Origin of the sequence: Cupriavidus sp. D39, from assembly GCF_026627925.1 — a bacterium.
Taxonomy (GTDB): domain Bacteria; phylum Pseudomonadota; class Gammaproteobacteria; order Burkholderiales; family Burkholderiaceae; genus Cupriavidus; species Cupriavidus ulmosensis.
Genome location: NZ_JAPNLE010000009.1, coordinates 5120646 through 5139302, shown reverse-complemented (window position 1 = coordinate 5139302; position 18657 = coordinate 5120646). Strand labels below are relative to the sequence as shown.

19 protein-coding genes and 1 pseudogene are annotated in these 18657 nt (G+C 66.6%); 6 read left to right on the top strand and 14 right to left on the bottom strand.

All coding sequences use genetic code 11. The annotated features are described in order from the left end of the window. Position 1: 1 nt before the first annotated feature. Both OMK73_RS36025 and OMK73_RS36020 read right to left on the bottom strand, forming a co-directional pair. A complete protein-coding gene (locus OMK73_RS36025; protein ID WP_267606189.1) occupies positions 2–364 on the bottom strand; it encodes a RidA family protein in 363 nt (120 codons plus the stop codon). A 73-nt stretch (positions 365–437) separates the two neighbouring features. Continuing rightward, a complete protein-coding gene (locus OMK73_RS36020) occupies positions 438–1325 on the bottom strand; it encodes an alpha/beta fold hydrolase (protein ID WP_267606188.1) in 888 nt (295 codons plus the stop codon). 202 nt (positions 1326–1527) lie between these two features. Between OMK73_RS36020 and OMK73_RS36015 the strand changes: the two genes are divergently transcribed. Both OMK73_RS36015 and OMK73_RS36010 read left to right on the top strand, forming a co-directional pair. Next, positions 1528–2304, top strand: coding sequence for a 3-hydroxybutyrate dehydrogenase (locus tag OMK73_RS36015; RefSeq protein WP_267606187.1), 777 nt, complete (start codon positions 1528–1530; stop codon positions 2302–2304). 35 nt (positions 2305–2339) lie between these two features. After that, on the top strand, positions 2340–2813 hold the full coding sequence (locus OMK73_RS36010) for a DUF411 domain-containing protein (RefSeq protein ID WP_267606186.1): 474 nt from the start codon (positions 2340–2342) through the stop codon (positions 2811–2813). A gap of 82 nt (positions 2814–2895) precedes the next feature. On the opposite strand, the gene OMK73_RS36005 is transcribed toward OMK73_RS36010, so the two are convergent. Continuing rightward, a complete protein-coding gene (locus tag OMK73_RS36005) occupies positions 2896–3534 on the bottom strand; it encodes a CoA transferase subunit B (protein ID WP_267606185.1) in 639 nt (212 codons plus the stop codon). Between the two features lie 11 nt (positions 3535–3545). Continuing rightward, complete coding sequence (locus tag OMK73_RS36000) at positions 3546–4247, bottom strand: CoA transferase subunit A (RefSeq protein ID WP_043345022.1); 702 nt, start codon at positions 4245–4247, stop codon at positions 3546–3548. Between the two features lie 173 nt (positions 4248–4420). Between OMK73_RS36000 and OMK73_RS35995 the strand changes: the two genes are divergently transcribed. Then, positions 4421–4966 carry a PAS and helix-turn-helix domain-containing protein gene (locus OMK73_RS35995; protein ID WP_267606184.1) on the top strand — a complete coding sequence of 182 codons (546 nt, stop codon included), beginning with the start codon at positions 4421–4423 and terminating at the stop codon, positions 4964–4966. A 22-nt stretch (positions 4967–4988) separates the two neighbouring features. Here the strand turns inward: OMK73_RS35995 and OMK73_RS35990 are convergent, their stop codons facing one another. The 7 genes and pseudogenes from OMK73_RS35990 to OMK73_RS35960 form a co-directional block, all read right to left on the bottom strand. Continuing rightward, on the bottom strand, positions 4989–5387 hold the full coding sequence (locus OMK73_RS35990; RefSeq protein ID WP_267606183.1) for an acyl-CoA thioesterase: 399 nt from the start codon (positions 5385–5387) through the stop codon (positions 4989–4991). A 103-nt stretch (positions 5388–5490) separates the two neighbouring features. Next, a complete protein-coding gene (locus OMK73_RS35985; RefSeq protein ID WP_267606182.1) occupies positions 5491–6225 on the bottom strand; it encodes a hypothetical protein in 735 nt (244 codons plus the stop codon). Between the two features lie 265 nt (positions 6226–6490). Continuing rightward, positions 6491–7174 (bottom strand): DUF2968 domain-containing protein, encoded by a 684-nt coding sequence (locus tag OMK73_RS35980; protein ID WP_267606181.1) that lies wholly within the window; start codon positions 7172–7174, stop codon positions 6491–6493. Between the two features lie 250 nt (positions 7175–7424). Further along, positions 7425–8452 (bottom strand): annotated as a pseudogene (locus OMK73_RS35975) (DctP family TRAP transporter solute-binding subunit). Positions 8453–8536: 84 nt separating this feature from the next. Next, complete coding sequence (locus OMK73_RS35970) at positions 8537–9841, bottom strand: TRAP transporter large permease (RefSeq protein WP_267606180.1); 1305 nt, start codon at positions 9839–9841, stop codon at positions 8537–8539. Beyond that, positions 9838–10446 (bottom strand): TRAP transporter small permease, encoded by a 609-nt coding sequence (locus OMK73_RS35965; RefSeq protein ID WP_267606179.1) that lies wholly within the window; start codon positions 10444–10446, stop codon positions 9838–9840. Before OMK73_RS35965 ends, OMK73_RS35970 begins: the two co-directional genes overlap by 4 nt. Positions 10447–10815: 369 nt before the next feature. Further along, positions 10816–11601 carry an SDR family oxidoreductase gene (locus OMK73_RS35960; protein WP_267606178.1) on the bottom strand — a complete coding sequence of 262 codons (786 nt, stop codon included), beginning with the start codon at positions 11599–11601 and terminating at the stop codon, positions 10816–10818. 344 nt (positions 11602–11945) lie between these two features. Between OMK73_RS35960 and OMK73_RS35955 the strand changes: the two genes are divergently transcribed. Then, positions 11946–13631 (top strand): electron transfer flavoprotein-ubiquinone oxidoreductase, encoded by a 1686-nt coding sequence (locus tag OMK73_RS35955; protein ID WP_267606177.1) that lies wholly within the window; start codon positions 11946–11948, stop codon positions 13629–13631. Between the two features lie 52 nt (positions 13632–13683). Here OMK73_RS35955 and OMK73_RS35950 read toward each other — a convergent pair whose 3' ends face one another. Together OMK73_RS35950 and OMK73_RS35945 are read right to left on the bottom strand one after the other, a co-directional pair. After that, positions 13684–14163 (bottom strand): hypothetical protein, encoded by a 480-nt coding sequence (locus tag OMK73_RS35950; protein ID WP_267606176.1) that lies wholly within the window; start codon positions 14161–14163, stop codon positions 13684–13686. Between the two features lie 135 nt (positions 14164–14298). After that, positions 14299–15177 (bottom strand): flagellar brake protein, encoded by an 879-nt coding sequence (locus OMK73_RS35945; RefSeq protein ID WP_267606175.1) that lies wholly within the window; start codon positions 15175–15177, stop codon positions 14299–14301. 305 nt (positions 15178–15482) lie between these two features. Between OMK73_RS35945 and OMK73_RS35940 the strand changes: the two genes are divergently transcribed. Together OMK73_RS35940 and OMK73_RS35935 are read left to right on the top strand one after the other, a co-directional pair. Continuing rightward, entirely contained in the window at positions 15483–16181 is a 699-nt protein-coding gene (locus tag OMK73_RS35940) for a FadR/GntR family transcriptional regulator (protein WP_267606174.1), read from the top strand. Positions 16182–16285: 104 nt separating this feature from the next. Beyond that, positions 16286–17392, top strand: a complete 1107-nt coding sequence (locus OMK73_RS35935) for an NAD(P)/FAD-dependent oxidoreductase (protein WP_267606173.1) — start codon at positions 16286–16288, stop codon at positions 17390–17392. Positions 17393–17429: 37 nt separating this feature from the next. Here OMK73_RS35935 and OMK73_RS35930 read toward each other — a convergent pair whose 3' ends face one another. Then, positions 17430–18656, bottom strand: coding sequence for an MFS transporter (locus tag OMK73_RS35930; RefSeq protein WP_267606172.1), 1227 nt, complete (start codon positions 18654–18656; stop codon positions 17430–17432). Position 18657: the final 1 nt, after the last annotated feature.

Here is an 18657-nt window from a genome sequence, read left to right as displayed (position 1 = left end):
CTCACTTGAGCGCGGCGGTGACCACCACTTCGATCAGGTATTGCGGATTGGCCAGGCGTGCCTCCACGGTGGCGCGCGGGGGCGTATTGCCCTGCACCACCCACTCGTCCCAGACCTCGTTCATGATGCCGATCTGGTCGACGTCGGTGAGGAAGATCTGGCACGAGAGAATCCGGCTCTTGTCGCTGCCGGCTTCGTTCAGCAGGCGCTCGATATGGCCCAGCACCTCGCCGGTCTGGCCACGCAGGTCCGCGGTGGGATCGACTTCCGGCACCTGGCCGGCGAGGTAGACCACGCCGTTGTAGATCGCGTATTCGGACAGGCGCTTGCCCACATGGGCGCGCTTCAGTTCATTGGTACTCATGGCAATACTTTAGTCGTCGGGTAAAACATCAAAGGCATCGGATCCGGGCCGCGGCCGCATCAGGCTTCAAACCTCAGGCCGCACCCAGGAAAAACTGCTTGGCGATGACCACTTGCGCGGGATCGATGAACGTCGGGGCATGCCCCACATCCGGCACCTCCACCGAGGTCACGTTGCGCCCGCGCGCCACCATCTCCGCCACCGTCTCGCGCGTGAGCAGGTCGGACTGCGCGCCGCGCACCACCAGCGTGGGCGCCTGGATGGCCTCGAACATCTGCCACAGCGCCACTTCGCCAGCGCTCACCTGCTCGGGCGTGGTTTCGCGGAACGGCAGCGCCATCGCCAGATCGTAATGCAAGCCCCATTCCAGGCCTTCGGCACCCTGCACCGGCTTGAGGATGGCGCCGTTGAGCTCGCGCCATTGCTCGGGCGTGTGACGGCCAAAAGACGCGCTGATGGTCTGCAGGTACGCCAGGCCTTCCTCGAAGGTCTTGAAGCGCACCGGCAGGCCCAGGTAAGCGCCGATCCGCTCCACCGCCGAGGCGGCAATGCGCGGGCCCACGTCGTTGAGCAGCAGCTTGCGCACCGGCGACTTGGGCAGCCCCGCCAGGCCCATGCCGATCAGGCCGCCCATCGAGGTGCCGAACCAGTCGAGCTGCTCGACATTGAGCCGCGCGATCAGGGTGACCATATCGGACACATACTGCGGCACCACGTAGCGGCGCGGGTCCGCGAGCCAGTCCGAGCGGCCGCGCCCGACCACGTCGGGGCACACCACGCGGTACTCGCCGCACAAGGCGGCGGCCACCGTGTCGAAGTCACGGCCGGTGCGCGTCAGGCCATGCACGCACATCAGCACCCGGGGATTGGTGGGCTCGCCCCATTCGTGATAGGCCATGCGGTGAAGGCCCGCCGGGCTGATGCACTGGACGAAGCCGAGGCGCGGACTGACTGACGACATCTGAACTCCCTGGCAAGACGGTAGCAAGAACGGCGCCGCCGGCATGGCGGCGCCCAGGTTGGGCAAAGGTGGATTGTACGCTGCAGCAGTTACAATGCCACAGCATCGGGGTTCTCGCCGCCATGCCTTTGCCGCTGGCGCGCGACGGGTCCTTCGCGCAGTCCAAATCCAACGTCCAAAACACTCCGACGAAGAGGCAAACATGCTTAAAGGCAAGACGGCACTGGTCACGGGTTCCACCAGCGGTATCGGGCTCGGCATCGCTCATGCGCTCGCCGCCCAGGGCGCCAACATCATCGTCAACGGCTTCGGCGACTCGGACGCCGCCAAGCGCGAGATCGCGCAGGCCGGCGCGGGTATCCGCGTGGGCTATCACGGCGCGGACATGAGCAAGTCCGCCGAGATCGAGGACATGATGCGCTACGCCGATGCGGAATTCGGCGGCGCCGACATCCTGGTCAATAACGCCGGCATCCAGCACGTGGCCAATATCGAGGATTTCCCGCCCGAGCGCGGGGACGCGATCATCGCCATCAACCTGACCTCCGCCTTCCACACCACCCGCCTCGCCCTGCCCGGCATGAAGCGCAAGGACTGGGGCCGCATCATCAATATCGCCTCCGCCCACGGGCTGGTGGCCTCCGCGCAGAAATCCGCCTACGTGGCCGCCAAGCACGGCATCGTCGGCCTGACCAAGGTCACCGCGCTGGAAACCGCGCAGACTGGCGTGACCGCCAATGCGATCTGCCCGGGCTGGGTGCTGACCCCACTGGTGCAAAAGCAGGTGGAAGCGCGCGCCCAGAAGGACGGCATTCCCGTTGAGCAGGCCAAGCACGAACTGGTGATTGAGAAGCAGCCTTCCGGCCAGTTCGTCACCCCCGACGAGCTTGGCGCGCTGGCCGTGTTCCTGGCCAGCGACGCGGCCCGCCAGGTGCGCGGCGCGGCCTGGAACATGGATGGCGGCTGGGTGGCGCAATGAGCGCAAGGAGCGCAATGACAGGAAAACCACAAACCATGCAACGACGCCACTTTCTCCGCGCCCTGGCCATGGGCGCCACCGTCTCGCTGGGGCTGCGCGCCGGCGCGAGTGCCGCCGCGGCACCGCTCGCCATCGAGGTCTACAAGAGCCCGCAATGCGGCTGCTGCGAGGGCTGGGTCGAGCACCTGCGCGCGAACGGCTTTGCCGTGACCGTGCGCGACGTGGAAGACACCGGCGTCTATCGCGCCCGCTTCGGCATTCCCGAGCGCTTCGGCTCCTGCCATACCGGCCGCATCGCAGGCTATGCGGTCGAAGGCCACGTGCCCGCTGCCGACATCAAGCGGCTGGTGGCCAGCAAGCCCAAGGCCGTGGGCCTGGCGGTGCCCGCCATGCCGGTCGGCTCGCCGGGCATGGAACAGGGCTCGCGCAAGGACCCGTTCGATGTCCTGCTGGTCCGCGCCGATGGTGGCGCATCGGTCTTCGCCAGCTACAACAAGCGCAGCACCTGACAATGGCCAAGGCGCTCAGGCGCCGTGAATAAAAAACCCGCGAACGCAAGCTCGCGGGGTTTTTTACTACGGCAGCAGCGGATCAGAGCAGCGGTGCGCCCGTCTTGCTCTGGATCTCCTCACGGCTCACGCCCGGCGCGGTCTCCACCAGCTTGAGGCCGGCTTCGGTCACGTCGATCACGCCGAGGTCCGTGATGATGCGGTTGACCACGCCCACGCCGGTCAGCGGCAACGCGCACGACGCCAGGATCTTGATGTCCTCGCTGCCGTCCTTCTTCTTGGCGGTGTGTTCCATCAGCACCACCACGCGGCCCACGCCGGCCACCAGGTCCATCGCGCCGCCCATGCCCTTGACCATCTTGCCCGGGATCATCCAGTTGGCCAGGTCGCCCTTCTCGCTGACCTGCATGGCGCCCAGGATGGCCAGGTTGATATGGCCACCGCGAATCATCCCGAAGGAATCCGCCGAGGAGAAGATCGACGAGCCCGGCAGGGTGGTCACGGTCTGCTTGCCGGCGTTGATCATGTCGGCGTCGACCTCGGCCTCGGTCGGGAACGGGCCGATGCCCAGCAGGCCGTTCTCGGATTGCAGCCACACTTCCATGCCTTGCGGGACATGGTTGGCCACCAGCGTCGGCAGGCCGATGCCCAGGTTCACATAGAAGCCATCCTGCAGCTCGCTCGCGGCGCGCGCCGCCATTTCGTCACGTGTCCATGCCATGATGTTTCTCCTTAGCCCGCGGCACGCACGGTGCGCTGCTCGATGCGTTTCTCGGGGTTGGCGTTCAGCACGATGCGCTGCACGAAGATGCCCGGGGTGTGGACCTCATCCGGATCCAGCGTGCCGGTATCGACCAGGTGCTCGACCTCGACGATGGTGACCTTGCCCGCCATCGCGCACATCGGGTTGAAGTTGCGCGCGGTGCGGCGGAACACCAGGTTGCCGGCGCGATCCGCCTTGTAGGCCTTGACCAGGGCCACGTCGGCGGTCAGCGCGCGCTCCATCACGTACTGCTGGCCATCGAACTCGCGGATTTCCTTGCCGTCGGCCACGATGGTGCCCACGCCGGTCTTGGTGAAAAAGGCCGGGATGCCCGAGCCGCCGGCGCGCAGCTTCTCGGCCAGCGTGCCCTGCGGGGTGAACTCCAGCTCCAGTTCGCCGGCCAGGTACTGGCGCTCGAACTCCTTGTTCTCGCCCACGTACGACGAAATCATCTTCTTGATCTGGCGCGTAGCGAGCAGCAGGCCCAGGCCGAAACCGTCGACACCGGCGTTGTTCGAGATGCAGGTGAGCTGCTTGGCGCCGCTGTCGCGCAGCGCGGCAATCAGCGCCTCCGGGATGCCGCACAGACCGAAACCGCCAACCGCGATCGTCTGGCCGTCGCGAACGACGCCCGCGAGCGCCTCCGCGGCGCTGGCGTAGACCTTGTTCATGTTTGCTCCTTCCTCGGTGATTTCCTGTCATTGCGCCCGCCTCCGGGTGATGCCGGCGAGTCACGCAGGGAAATTGTAACGGTACAATCGGACGGAGATCGTCCGGCTGCCAACCGTCCGACAGCATACGCAAGCGTTGCATCCCACGCCAATACGTACAATTACATAAGCAAATGCCCGCTATCGACTACCAGACCGCCTTCCAGCTCGCCCCGGTCGGCCTCGTGCTGTCGCGCGAGCGCATGATCGAGGATTGCAACGACGAGCTCTGCCGCATCTTTGGCACCACCCGGGCCGCCCTGATCGGCGAGTCGTTCCAGGTACTCTATCCCACCGCCGATGAGTTCGAGCGCACCGGCGCGCGCATCGTGCCGATCATGAACGCCAAGGGCACCTACTCCGACGAGCGCATCATGAAGCGCGCCGGCGGCGACCTGTTCTGGTGCCATGTCACCGGGCGCGCGCTGGACCGCCGGCAGCCGCTGGGCGCCGGCATCTGGACTTTCGAGGACCTTTCGCAGAAGCGCCCGGTCACCGCCGAGCTGACGGCGCGCGAGCGCGACATCGCCGCGCAGCTGGTGGACGGCAAGACCAGCAAGCAGATCGGCAAGCTGCTGTCCATCAGCCCGCGCACGGTGGACATCTACCGGGCCCGGCTGATGAAGAAATACGGGGCCCATACCTCGGTCGACCTGGTGCAGCGCCTGGTCAACCACTAGTCCGCGGACCAGTGCCACTGCCCTACTCCATCAGCGCCCGGAGCGCCGCCGGCACGGGCACCGATTTCTCGGCCTCGTAGTCGCACCAGACCACCTTGGCGCCGCCCTCGGCATACACCACGTCCGGCTGGTCGGTGCGCAGTATCTCCATGCGGGTCTCGAAGCTCGTGCGGCCCAGCTCGCCGGCAAACATCCGGCATTCGATATCCCCGGGATAGCGCAACTGCTTCAGGAAGCTCATGTGGGCGTTGATGATGACCGGCCCGCAACCGCTGGCATCCTTGCCGCCGTGGCCAAGCGACTCGAACCAGGCGATGCGCGCCTGTTCCAGGTAGCGGAAGTAGACCGTGTTGTTGACATGGCCCATGGCGTCCATGTCGCCCCACCGGATGGGCATGCGCAGAGTGAATACGGGTTTCATGCACCCGAGCCTACCACGGCGACGCGCCGTTTCCTCTCGGCGGAAACGACGGTTCCGCCGCGCCGAGCCAGGCATGCCGTCTCAGTCGTCCATCAATTGTCGATCAAGCGGGCGTGCCCGGGGAGTTCGAAGCCCATTTCGGGCGGCAGGAAGGCCACCGCGTTCGGGCGCAGGTCGATATCCGGCGCGGGGGAAGCGGCGGGTCGCCGGCCTCGGCGCGCGGATGCAGGATGCTGCTGGCGTATGCGGCCGGGGCGGCCAGGACGGGCGCGGCGCGGGGCCGCCTGGATGGCGGCGCCGCAAGGGCAACCGCTTGCGTGCGGGGCGCCGCATGGGCGTCCGGCAACGCCACCATGCCCAGTGCGCGGCTTTCACGGACCCGCACCCGGTCCCGCGGGTCCATGATCATGGGTTCGTCGATGGCGGACGGGGCGGCCTGCGGGCTGGCGCTTTCCGCCAGCGAGGGCGCGAAAGGCTCGGGCGGCGCGAGCGGAGCCTCCGCTGCCACGGCCGCCGGGATGTCGGCCTGCGCTTCGGCCGCTGCCGAAGCGGCCAACGGATTGGGCTTGGGCCTGGGCTCAGGGCTCGCCAGCATGACCGCGGCGAACCATGCGAGCAGCACGGCCGCAGCACCGCCGAGGGCGCCGGTGGCCATTCCCCGCTGGCGTTCGCGGCGCAATGCCTGGGCATGGACAGGCGCCGTGGCCGCGAGATGGTCCCGGATGGCCTCGCTGCGCAATGTCTTCAGCGTATCGCGCACATCGAAACTCGTCCCCCACGGGGGCGGCACATCGAGCGTGGGAGGCGGAGATGGAGACGGGTATGGGGAACGGGACACGGGGAAACGAGACACGGCTCACCTCTACAGCGCATGCGAGACCCGGCCGCGCCGGCCTATCCGAGCGATAGCGGGTCAGCGAAAAATCATAGCGCCGCAGTCCCTGCGGAGAAATCAGACGGATCTCTTTCTGGGTACGGAAAATTCCTCAATCGGGACCTGCACGCAAGTGCGTGACAAGGAACGGGGGCGAGCGTGGGCCATCCTGGCCGCAGGAGAAAGACCGGACAACCGGCGGCGCGGGCCGCCGGCATGGCAAAGTGCCTTACTGGCGGCGGGCCGGGCGGTTGCCATCCGGCACCTGGCCGGGAACGGCGAGGCCGGAGTCCGCCAGCGACGACTCCATGCGGCGAATCTGTTGCTGCAGCTGCTCCAGGCGGATACGCGAGGCACGGCTTTCGATTTCCGCGCTCTGGACCTCGGCGCGCGACGCCTTCTGCTCCTCGGCGATGCGCTGGCGCTGTGCCTGCATCACGCGCACATCCTCATTGAGCGCATTGGCGCGCGCCTCGGTTTCCTGCAAAGCCTTGTCGAATGCCCGCTTCTGCGAAGCCAGCACCTGGCGGCGGATATCGTCGCTGGCCCAGGTTGCACTTTGCTGGGTCACCTGGCGATAAGCCTGCTCGGCCGGGCCGATCGATTCGAAACGGAACACCCGCCACAGGTTCTTCTGGTAGAACAGCGCCACGTAGCAAACCACCTGGTCGTCCGCCAGCATCAGCGTGGTGCCGTAATCGCCGTTGTAGCTGGTGCGCAGCTCACGCACCGACCGGTCGCGCAGGCGCTGCTGGAGCTCCGATACCAGCCCCAGTGACGAGGCGGAGGCCTGGGGACCGCTAACGATGGCCGTCAGCGGCGCCGGTGCGGCGAAGGGAGGTATGGGCTCGCCCGCTGCCAGTACGCCGGAGGCGGACAAGGACAGGGCCAAGCCGATGAGGCTGGCAAGCAAGGGGCGCGGCAGGAATGATTCAACATGGCGTTCCGGCTTGGACAGGCACGATGGTTCAAGAAAATCGGGGTGCGCCATGCGACACCCAAACTGGGCGATGATGCGCTTCGCGCACCCCGCCGATCGCGGATTGTAACAAGCTTGCCCGCCTCAGGCCGCGTTTTGTAACAATTGCCAGCATGTGCCATTCCCGCAACACCCCCGGGCGGTGGGGGAGCGTTGACGCCGCCCCCAGCGCTCCGGCCCCGGCTCAGCGCTTGGCGATGGAGGCTTCCGCCTTGCTCACCAGCTCCACGCCGATCTGCTTCTTCCACTTCTCATAGACCTTGCCGGTAGCCTTGCGGAAGGCGTCGTGCTCAGCCGGCGTCAGTTGCGAAACCTTGACGCCATGGGTTTCCATGTCCTTCCAGCCCGGCGCGCCCTCCTCCACCAGGCCCTTGCGGGCCAGTGCCGTTTCCTGCTTGCCGGCGTCGATGGCAGCTTGCTTGACGATCTCGCGGTCGGCCGGGGTCCAGCTTTCCCAGATCTGCTTGTTGACCACGAAGATCAGCGGGTCGGCCACGTAGCCCCAGGTGGTCACGTACTTCTGGCCCACCGTGTAGAGCTTGGCGGCTGCGAACACCGATTGCGGATTTTCCTGGCCATCCACCGCGCCCGAGGCCATGGCCGGCTGCGCGTCGGCCCAGCTCATCTGGGTCGGGTTGGCGCCGAGCGCATTGAAGGTCTCGATATACAGCGGCGAGCCCACCACACGCAGCTTCATGCCCTTCAAGTCTTCCGGCTTGCGGATTTCGCGCTTGGAGTTGGAGACTTCGCGAAAGCCGTTCTCGCCCCAGGCCAGCGGCACCACACCGGACTTGTCCAGGGTCGCGAAGATCGACTTGCCGACTTCGCCTTGCGTAAGCGCATCAAGTGCCTTGTAGTCGGGCATCAGGAACGGCAGCGAGAACAGGTTCAGTTCCTTGACCTGCGGCGACCAGTTGATGGTCGAGCCGACCGCCATGTCAATCACCCCTGGCGGATCGCCGAGAATTCGCGGGTCTGGTCGCCGGCCACCAGCGAGGTGCCCGGGTACAGCTTGATGTTGATGCGGCCGCTGGTGCGCTGGCGCACCAGGTCAGCCCAGATCTCGCCGCCTTTACCCCACGGGAAGGCCGGGCCGAGCACCAGCGACATCTTGTATTCGGCTTTGTAGCTCTGCGCCATGGCGCCAGCGGGCGCGAGGGCGGCAGCAGCGATGGTAGCTGCCAGCGACAGCATCAAGGCACGACGTTTCATGCGTTCTCTCCTCTCAGGATCTGTTGTGTGTTTCTTATGGGCAACGAAGACTTCAATACGTCAATACGTCAATACGTCGATACTTCAATAACCGAGGTAGTCAGGCAGCCAGGTCGCCAGCGGCGGGAAGGCCAGCACCATCAGCATGGCGACGAACATCGCCAGCAGCATCCACACCACCCAGGGCACGGTCTCTTCCATGCGCACGCGCGCGATCCGGCACGAGACCATCAGGTTCACCGCCAGCGGCGGCGTGAACTGGCCGAGCGCCACCTTGAGCGTCAGCACCACGCCGAACCACACCGGGTTCCAGTGGAAGGCATTGGCGATCGGCAGCAGCAGCGGCACGAAGATCAGGAAGATCGAGATGCCGTCGAGGAACATCCCCACCGTCATCAGCAAGGCCACGATCAGCGCCAGCACGCCGTATTCGCCCAGTCCCGAATGCGCGATGGCATTGGCCAGCGGATCGATCACGCCCAGCGTGGACAGCGCGTAGGCAAAAATGCCGGCCAGCGCCACCACCAGCAGGATCACTGCGGAAGTCTCCGCCGCCTCCTGGAAGATCACGAACAAATCGCGCATGCCGATGCTGCGGTAGATCACCATGCCGACGAACAGGCCGTAGACCACCGCCACCACGGCGGCTTCGGTCGGCGTGAACCAGCCCGCGCGCATGCCGCCCAGGATCAGGAACGGCGCGACCAGGCCCCAGGCCGCTTCGCGCAGGCTCTTCCAGAACGGCGGACGCGGCAAGCCGGCCTCGATGGCGCCCATATTGTGCTTGCGCGCCAGCCAGACGGCCGGCACGATCAGCGCCACGCCGGCCAGGATGCCGGGGATCATGCCGGCGGCGAACAGTGCCGGCACCGAGGCGCCGGGCACCAGCACGCTGTAGATGATGAACGCAACGGACGGCGGGATCAGGATATCGGTCGCGGCGGCAGCGCCAACCACGGCCGCGCTGTACGCGCCGGGATAGCCGGCCCGCGACATCGCCGCGATCATCACCCCGCCCACCGCGGCCGCATTGGCCGGGCCGGAGCCGGAGATGCCGCCCAGGAACATCGCGACCAGGATGGCCACCAGCGGCAGCATGCCGGGACCGCGCCCGACGATGGCAATGGCAAAGGTCACCAGTCGCTGCGCCACGCCGGAACGGTCGAAGATCGAGCCGACCAGCACGAACATCGGGATCGCCAGCAGCGGGTACTTGCCCAGGCCGGCGTAGAAATTCTGCGGCACGGCCAGCAGGCCGAACATCTGGGTGTCAAGGTTGGACAGGCCGATCGCCACCAGGCCGCCGAGACCCAGCGACACGCCGATCGGCACGCCCAGCATCATCAGGCCAAGGAACACCACGAACAAGGTAATGGCAATCAGCGTCATGGCGCGGCCTCCGAAGCCGCCACGCCATTCAGGCGCTCGGCATGCAGGGCCTTGAGCGCGCGCAGGTTGCGCACCGCTACGCCGAGCGCCCGCAGCGCGATGGCGGCGGACAGCACCGGCAGCCAGACCGAGTACCACCAGCTAGGCACGCCAATGCCCGGCGAGGTCTCGCCAAACGTGTATTCGTCCCACGCCACGCGAGCGCCCAGCACCGCCAGCGCGATGAACATGACCGCAACGGCCACCGCCGATAGCACCGCCAGGCGCCGCTGCCGTGCCGCGCTGCCGCGATCGAAGAAGAACTCGATGCGGATGTTGCGGTCGCGCGCCACGGCCGCGCTGCCTGCCACGAGGGCCAGCACGATCATCAGGAAGACCGAGAATTCCTCGGTCCAGGCAAACGATTCATCAGTGAAATAACGGACCACCACGTTGGCGAAGGTGATGCACACCAGCAGCACCATGACGATCACGCCAACCCAGTCTTCAATCCGCGGCGATACCTTGAAGCCGCTGTCCTCTTGCTGGCTGGCGCCAGTCTCGTCCGGCATGGCCGTGACGTGTTTTGGGTCGGCATCGCGCCGCCCCTCCTGTTCTGCTTGCATCTCCCCGGCCTCCGGTCCGGTCCGCGCGGCGCCGCAGGCTGCGCGCGGATTTTCTCTTTGAATTATGTAAAGACTTAATCTCAAGACATGGCGGATTATGCCAAGACTTGCAGAACGCGCGGGAACTTTTGCTCCATTGCGCGCGTCGCGCCTGTTGGACAGGGGCACCCATGCGCCCCGCGCTGGCTCGCGCCAACTGGCGGCTATCGGGCCATTGGGGCGACCCGGCAGGTCATCGATTCCGCAAGGTGCCCAAGGGGACCGGATAAGCCCGGGGACCGAGAATCGCGGGCCCCGCCCCGCTTTTGGCGCGGGCCAGGGCCGACCTGCCGGCAAGCGCACGCAAGGGTGCGCCGCCCCTTGCGACGGTCACACCATGCCGTCGTCGGCGGTGATGATCGCGCCGTTGATGAATGCCGACTGGTCGGACGCCAGCAGCAACAGCAGGCCGTCCAGGTCCTCGGGCTTGCCCACGCGCTTGCGGGGCAGCATCTGGATCAGTTTCTGGCCGGCGTCGGTGTCCCAATGGTGGTGGTTGATATCGGTATCGATATAGCCGGGGCAGATGGCGTTGACGTTGATGCCATGGCGCGCCCATTCCAGCGCCATCGACTTGGTCATGTGCACCACCGAGGCCTTGCTCATGCAGTACACGCCGATCTGCGACAGCACCTTGAGCCCGGCGACCGACGCGATATTGACGATGCGTGACTGCGGCAGCGGATTGCCGTTCTTCTCGGCGCCCTTGGCGCGCGCAATCATGCGCTTGGCCACTTCCTGCGCCACGAAGAAAGCGCCCCGGGTATTGGTGTCAAAGACGAAATCGAAGTCGTCGGGGGTCACGTCGGTCAGGCGCTGGGTGGTGGAGACGCCCGAGTTATTGACCAGGATGTCGATCGCACCGGCCTCGGTCTCGGCATGCGCCACCGCCGAGCGGATGCTGTCGTGGTCGGTCACGTCGAGCTGCACCACGTGCGCGCTGCCGCCCTCGGCCTCGATCGCGGCACGCAGCTCCTTGAGCCGCTCGGTGCGCCGAGACGCCAGGATGACCTTGGCGCCGGCGCTCGCCAGGACGTGGGCAAACCGCGTGCCCAGACCGCTTGAAGCGCCTGTCACCAGCGCGACCTTGCCTTCCAGATTGATCGACAAACCCATAATGGCCTCTATGTTCGGGAGCCCCCGGCGCCGCCTGCCATGGCCACGGCCAACGGGCGCTCCTCGCGAAATCTGCCTGCTGAAACCGAAGGCAGCATATCAAAAAAAGAACGGTCGTTCCAAAAAAATCTTGCCTGACCATGGCGAGTCCCGGACAATGCCGGAGATTCTAAGAACTCGGGCCACAAAGGGAAAGAGGAAAAACGCGCATGGCAGCCACGATTTAGCGCCCGCGCCGCCCCGCCCCTGCCCCAAGTTCCCCCCGATCATCGCATCCCCGGTACCACGAACACGGCATTTCCCACAATTGCGCGCAAGTTGCCAAGAATAGAGGGTTAGAGACAATGAATCAGCAACAGCTCCTGGAGCAGTACGGCCCCCGCGAGGCCATGGAATACGACGTAGTCATCGTTGGCGGCGGCCCCGCCGGCCTGGCAACCGCCATCCGCCTGAAGCAACTCGCCCAGGAGAAAGGCACCGAGGTCAATGTCTGCGTGCTGGAGAAGGGCTCCGAACCCGGCGCCCACATCCTGTCCGGCGCCATCATGGACCCGTGTGCGCTGAACGAGCTGATCCCCAACTGGAAGGAACTCGGCGCCCCGCTGAACCAACCGGTCGCTGAAGACAAGTTCCTGTTCCTCAACGAAACCGGTTCCAAGGCCACGCCGTCCGCCCTGCTGCCGGAATGCTTCCACAACCACGGCAACTACATCATCAGCCTGTCCAACTTCACGCGCTGGCTGGGGCAGCAGGCCGAAGGCCTGGGCGTCGAGATCTTCCCCGGCTTCCCCGCTGCCGAAGTGCTCTACAACGACGACGGCTCCGTCAAGGGCGTGGCGACCGGCAACCTGGGCATCAACAAGGAAGGCGAGCCTACCGAGAACTTCCAGCTCGGCATGGAGCTGCACGCCAAGTACACCATCTTCGCCGAAGGCTCGCGCGGCCACCTGGGCAAGCAGTTGATCGCGAAATACAAGCTCGACGACGGCAAGGATCCGCAAAGCTACGGCATCGGCCTCAAAGAGCTGTGGGAGATCGATCCCGCCAAGCACCAGCCAGGCCTGGTGGTGCACACCGCCGGCTGGCCGCTGGACCCGGCCACCTACGGCGGCTCCTTCCTGTACCACATGGAAGACAACAAGGTCGCGGTGGGCTTCGTGGTAGGCCTGGACTACACCAACCCCTGGCTGTCTCCCTTCGAGGAATTCCAGCGCTTCAAGACGCACCCGGAAATCCGCAAGTATTTCGAAGGCGGCAAGCGCATCAGCTACGGCGCGCGCGCCATCACGGCAGGCGGCCTGCTGTCGCTGCCCAAGACCGTATTCCCGGGTGGCGCCCTGGTCGGCTGCGACGCCGGCTACCTCAACGCCTCGCGCATCAAGGGCAGCCACGCCGCCATCAAGACCGGCATGATGGCCGCCGAAGCCGCCTACGATGCGCTGCAGGCCGGCCGCCAGCACGACGAACTCGCGGCCTACCCGACCGCCTTCGAGAACAGCTGGCTGCACAAGGAACTGCTGCAAGCCAAGAACTTCAAGCAGTGGTTCAAGAAGGGCCGCACCACCGCCACGCTGATGACCGGCATCGAGCAATGGCTGCTGCCCAAGCTGGGCATCCGCAACCCGCCCTGGACCATCCACCGCGAAAAGCCCGACCACGTCTACCTCAAGCCAGCGGCCGAGTGCCCGCAGATCGCTTATCCCAAGCCGGACGGCAAGCTGACCTTCGACCGCCTCAGCTCGGTGTTCATCAGCAACACCAACCATGAGGAAAACCAGCCGGCCCACCTGACGCTCAAGGATGCCAGCGTCCCCGTCAACGTCAACTGGGACAAGTTTGCCGGCCCCGAAAGCCGATACTGCCCGGCCGGCGTGTACGAGTTCGTGCAGAACGAAGACGGCAAGGAACGCCTGCAGATCAATGCGCAGAACTGCGTGCACTGCAAGACCTGCGACATCAAGGATCCCACGCAGAACATCGTCTGGGTGACGCCGGAAGGCGGCGGCGGCCCGAACTACGTGGGCATGTAAGTTCGCCGCATGGCAAGAAAAACGGTACCGGATTCGGTGCCGTTTTTTTGCCTCAGACCTGCGGGCTCGACGTCGCGGGCGACGTCAGCGAATCGTGGTAGAGCGGCTTGTCGTCCGCCACGCTTTGATACCAGCCGATCACATCGGCCACGCCGGCAATCAGCGTGATGAGTGCCGGGCCGGCGAGCGGCACCTGGCCGATCCCGTCGATCAGGGCCAGCACCACATCCGTCATGCCGCCAGCCTCGCGCGGCTTGCCGAGGGCGGTGGCCGAGGCAATATCCAGGGGCGACATCCCGACCAGCAGGCGCGCACCGTCAGTGCCGGCGTCGCTGCCGGCAGGCTTGCCAGCGCTTGAGCTTGAGCTTGAGCTTGAGAAAGCTTCCAACCCCAGCGCGGGCTCATCCCTCGACAATGTGCTCGCCTGGCCTGCTCCCTGCGCGACATTGCCCATGGCGGGCATGGCCACGGCCAGCAGGGCCGCCAGGATGGGCGCGCGCAGGCGCGCGCCGAAACGCGGGTTCCGCTTCATGCTGTCTCCTCGTGATGGTGGTCGGGTTATCGGCATTCCGAAATGCCGTATCCACTTTTTGCAGGAGGACAGTAGAGACGGGAAACGGGCTTCGGGCAACAGGCTGCGTTAGCAGGTTGACTCCAAACGCCGGCATCAGGCGCTGACCTGCATGCTGGCGCCTGCCAGCAACTGCTCATAGATAAAGCACTGGAGCAGCGTCAGCTCGCGCTCGCCGAGCGCATCGAACGCAACGCCGAACGTGGGAAACTCCACGTCTCCCTCGGCGGGCGACGCGTTGCGCACCACGCCGTCGACCATGATCTCGCTGTCCAGCGCGGCAGTGCGCAGATGGAAGCACAAGCGCACCGCCGCGCCAGGCGCCGGCACCGCGCCGGCGATCTGGATCTGCGCGCCACCGGTGCTCAGGTCGGTCAGCAGCACCAGCCGGGCTGGCTGGTGAGAGGCCGGCGCATCGTCGTCCGTGCCGCCGGGATCCACCAGGTAGGCCGCCAGCCGTGTCGGCACGCGGGTCGCCTTGCGCACCGGCATCTGCTGCGGATCGGCCGGCGCCGACAACACCAGGTAACGGAAGGGACTGCGGCAGATCGCGGTCACCGTCGACTCGAAGCTGAGGATGGCGTGACCGGAAAAACCGCGCAGCAGCACCTTCTCGCCAGGCTGAAGCTGCAACTCCTTGCCGCCCAGCTGCGGCCAGGTCGCGAACAGGCCCTGCTCGACAAAGCCGATCAGCCGGCTGGCAGCGGCGCGCCCTGCCTGCCCCGGCGACTTGACCTGCAGCAGGGTGCCAACCTGCAGGCCGAGCGGCCCCACATTGGCGAACCGGCCGCTATCCACCGGCTCGCCCGGCTCGTCCTCCGGCCGGCATACCGTGCCATGCCGGAACACCAGCGCAACGTCGCGGTCCTCGGGGATCACGCTGCCGCTGCCGAGCACGAGGTTGCCCGCCTCGTCCAGCAAGGACCAGGGCAAGGGCTGGCCGACGGGGAGATCGTTAGGGGTAAGTGCAATCATGGGAAGCCCCGGTGAACGCCCAGGCAGCAGGCGTGGCAGATCCAACGGCGGCCACGGGAACGCACGAACGTACGGCCCGGCCACCACCTAGCGAGGCGCTCAGTGCACGGCGCGGCAGGCGCGGCTGCTGTGGGCCGCCGCGAGGTACCAGGTGAATAGCGCATCTCATTCAGCTTGCTATCGGCGCATTCCCAGTAAACCTTGAGGACGATCCGCAAATCCATGGCGCAGGCTTGCCTTGACGCCGCCCCGCTTTCCTCGCAAAATCCCACCACAAGCTGTCAGACAGCCTTACATATTTATCGATGACCGTCCTGAGCCGCCCCGCCTCGCTTGCCGCACGTATCGCCGACGCCCTGCGCGCCGACATCGCGGCCGGCCGTTTTGCCGCCGGCGCCCGGCTCCCGGCCGAAGCCGCCCTTGGCGAGACCTTTGGCGTGAGCCGCCCCATCGTCAGGGAGGCCATTGCACAGCTGAAGGCGGACGGGCTGCTGGTCACGCGCAAGGGCTCGGGCGCCTATGTATCGGACATGCCCGGCGGCCAGGTATGGCGCATGGCCCCCGAACTGCAAGGCGGCCCGACTCCGGCCCAGTTGTTCGAGTTGCGCATGGTGGTGGAATGCGCCTGCGCCGAAATGGCCGCGCTGCGCCGCACCGACGACGACCTGCGCGCCATCCACGCCGCGCTGTGCGCGATGCGCGAGCACGCTGAAGATTTCGCCAGTGCCGCAGCCGCCGACGTGGCGTTCCACCACGCCATCGCGCAGGCCGCGCACAACCCCTGCTTCACCGGCCTGACCGATTTCGTTGGCCAGCACATGCTGGCGGCGCGGCAGACGGCCTGGGAAAACGCCGCGCGCTTTCGCGGCGGCTCGCAGGGCGCGGACAGCGAGCACGCCGCGCTTGTTGCGGCCATCGCCGCCGGCAACGCCAGCGCGGCGCGCCAGGCCGCCCGCCGGCACCTCGGTGCGGCGGCCAAGCGCATGGGGCTGACATTGAGTTAAGCCCTGGCGCGCAAGGCACAGGGCCAATCGACGGCACAACACAATCCAGGGACCCGCGGCACGCATGGCATGACAGGCGCCGGCCGCAACAGCAGAGAACAACAATGGAACAAGTAGATTGCGTGGTAATCGGCGCGGGCGTGGTTGGCCTGGCCGTGGCGAGACAACTGGCCATGCAGGGCCGCGAAGTCATCATCCTGGAAGCCGAGAACGCCTTCGGCACCATCACCAGCGCGCGCAACAGCGAAGTGATCCATGCCGGCATCTACTATCCGGCCGGCTCGCTCAAGGCGGCGATGTGCGTGCGCGGCAAGTCCATGCTGTACGACTACTGCGCCTCGCATCACATCCACCACCAGCGCTGCGGCAAGCTCATCGTAGCCACCACCGAGGCCCAGGTAGCCACGCTGGAAGCCATCCGCGCCAAGGCCGCGGCCAATGGCGTGCACGACCTGCAATGGCTTGGCCAGGCCGAAGCGCAGGCGCTGGAGCCGAACCTGCAATGCCGCGCCGCCCTGCTCTCGCCGTCTACCGGCATCGTCGACAGCCATGGCCTGATGCTGGCGTTGCTGGGCGATGCCGAGAATGCCGGTGCCATGCTGGCGGTGCAGTCGCCCGTGGCAGGCGGCGCGGTGACGCCGGATGGCATCCGCCTCGAGGTGGGCAGCCAGGATGACGCGGCGGGCACCACGCTGCTGGCCCGTACCGTGATCAACTCGGCCGGCCTGACCGCGCCGGCGCTGGCGCGCCGCATCGAGGGCATGCCTGCCGAACACATTCCGCCGCAGTACTACGCGAAGGGCTGCTATTTCACGCTGGCCGGGCGTGCGCCATTCTCGCGCCTGATCTACCCGGTGCCGGAGGCCGCCGGCCTGGGCGTGCACCTGACCATCGACCTGGGCGGCCAGGCGCGCTTCGGCCCCAATGTGCGCTGGATCGACCAGATCGAGTACGGCGTGGATCCGGCCGATGCCGACAGCTTTTACGGGGAAGTGCGGAATTACTGGCCGGGGCTGGCCGATGGCGCGCTGCAGCCGGGCTACGCTGGCATCCGCCCCAAGATCAGCGGGCCGGGCGAGCCGGCGGCGGATTTCCGCATCGATGGCCCCGCCACCCATGGCGTGCCGGGGCTGGTCAACCTGTTCGGCATCGAGTCGCCCGGGCTGACCTCCTCGCTGGCTTTGGCCGAGCACGTGGCAAGCCTGCTCTGAAGCCCTGGCCTCAGCAAACGCCAAACGCCGGCGCCAGTCAGCGCCCGGCTGTGGCAGCGTCTGCCTTGGCGTCCGAAGCCGCCTCCGTACGGAACGTCATGAACGCGCACAGCGCGCCGCCCGCCGCCGCCAGCGCCGCCAGCCCGAACGTGTGGGCGGGCCCAAGCGCCTTCCACGTCCACCCCATCGCCAGGCCGCCGCAGGTGCCGCCAAGGCCGTAGGAAAGGCCGGTGTAGAGTGCCTGGCCGCGTCCCTGCAGCGGCCCGGCGAACCAGCGCTGCAGGCGCTTCAGGCTGGCGCTATGGTGCGCGCCGAAGGTGGCCGCGTGCAGGACCTGCACCAGCGCCATCAGCCATGACAACTGGGCAAAGTAGCCGGTCAGGCCGAAGCGGATCGCGGCCAGCACGAAGGTGCCGGCGAGGATGGTGCGCAGCGGGACGCTGCCGAACAGCCGTCCCTGGTAGAAAAAGAAAACGATCTCAGCCACCACGCCGATGGTCCACATCACACCGATGGAAAACTTGCTGTAGCCAAGCTGTTCCAGGTACAGCGAATAGAACACGTACAGCGCGGCGTGGGCGAACATCATCAGGAACGCCGAGCCGAAGAACCAGCTCACATCGGGACGGCGCAGCAGCGGCAGCGCCGGGGGCGGCTTGACGCGTGGCCCCTCGTCGGGCGCATCGCGCATGCCGAACACCACCACCAGGAACAGCGCCAGCATGGCGCTCGCCAGCCACGGGAACACCTCCATGCCGTAGCGCTCGAACAGCGCCCCGCCCAGCAGCACGGCCGCGATAAAGCCGGCCGAGCCGAACATGCGGATGCGCCCGTAGCGATGATCGAAGGCGCCGTAGCGGCGCAGCGTGGAGATGGTGAGCGCGTCGCCCAGCGGCGACATGGCGCTGGTGATCAGGTTCAGCCCGATCATCATTGCCATCATGCCGCCGTAGCTGGTGACGCCGGGCACCACCAGGAACGCCAGCAAGGAAGTCACGGCGGCCAGGCGCAGCAGGCGCACCCGGGTGTGCATCACGTCCGACAGCCAGCCCCAGAAATACGGGCCGACGATACGGCTGACCTGGAAGCAGGCCATGAGCACGCCGATCTGCACCGGGGAGTAACCGCGCCCGGCGAAAAACAGGCTCACATAGGGAGAGATGACGCCGACGTAGCCGTAGTAGCCGAGGTAAAACAGGCCAAAGCGCGTCTCGGAGACACGCCCGGCGCCCGCGGCGCGGGCGTGTTGTTCCGCCTGCGCCAAC

Bases quoted from the DNA above. Each gene is read 5' to 3' on its own strand.
- OMK73_RS36025 (WP_267606189.1), bottom strand. From the start codon at position 364: ATGAGTACCAATGAACTGAAGCGCGCCCATGTGGGCAAGCGCCTGTCC.
- OMK73_RS36020 (WP_267606188.1), bottom strand. From the start codon at position 1,325: ATGTCGTCAGTCAGTCCGCGCCTCGGCTTCGTCCAGTGCATCAGCCCG.
- OMK73_RS36015 (WP_267606187.1), top strand. From the start codon at position 1,528: ATGCTTAAAGGCAAGACGGCACTGGTCACGGGTTCCACCAGCGGTATC.
- OMK73_RS36010 (WP_267606186.1), top strand. From the start codon at position 2,340: ATGCAACGACGCCACTTTCTCCGCGCCCTGGCCATGGGCGCCACCGTC.
- OMK73_RS36005 (WP_267606185.1), bottom strand. From the start codon at position 3,534: ATGGCATGGACACGTGACGAAATGGCGGCGCGCGCCGCGAGCGAGCTG.
- OMK73_RS36000 (WP_043345022.1), bottom strand. From the start codon at position 4,247: ATGAACAAGGTCTACGCCAGCGCCGCGGAGGCGCTCGCGGGCGTCGTT.
- OMK73_RS35995 (WP_267606184.1), top strand. From the start codon at position 4,421: ATGCCCGCTATCGACTACCAGACCGCCTTCCAGCTCGCCCCGGTCGGC.
- OMK73_RS35990 (WP_267606183.1), bottom strand. From the start codon at position 5,387: ATGAAACCCGTATTCACTCTGCGCATGCCCATCCGGTGGGGCGACATG.
- OMK73_RS35970 (WP_267606180.1), bottom strand. From the start codon at position 9,841: ATGACGCTGATTGCCATTACCTTGTTCGTGGTGTTCCTTGGCCTGATG.
- OMK73_RS35965 (WP_267606179.1), bottom strand. From the start codon at position 10,446: ATGCAAGCAGAACAGGAGGGGCGGCGCGATGCCGACCCAAAACACGTC.
- OMK73_RS35960 (WP_267606178.1), bottom strand. From the start codon at position 11,601: ATGGGTTTGTCGATCAATCTGGAAGGCAAGGTCGCGCTGGTGACAGGC.
- OMK73_RS35955 (WP_267606177.1), top strand. From the start codon at position 11,946: ATGAATCAGCAACAGCTCCTGGAGCAGTACGGCCCCCGCGAGGCCATG.
- OMK73_RS35950 (WP_267606176.1), bottom strand. From the start codon at position 14,163: ATGAAGCGGAACCCGCGTTTCGGCGCGCGCCTGCGCGCGCCCATCCTG.
- OMK73_RS35945 (WP_267606175.1), bottom strand. From the start codon at position 15,177: ATGATTGCACTTACCCCTAACGATCTCCCCGTCGGCCAGCCCTTGCCC.
- OMK73_RS35940 (WP_267606174.1), top strand. From the start codon at position 15,483: ATGACCGTCCTGAGCCGCCCCGCCTCGCTTGCCGCACGTATCGCCGAC.
- OMK73_RS35935 (WP_267606173.1), top strand. From the start codon at position 16,286: ATGGAACAAGTAGATTGCGTGGTAATCGGCGCGGGCGTGGTTGGCCTG.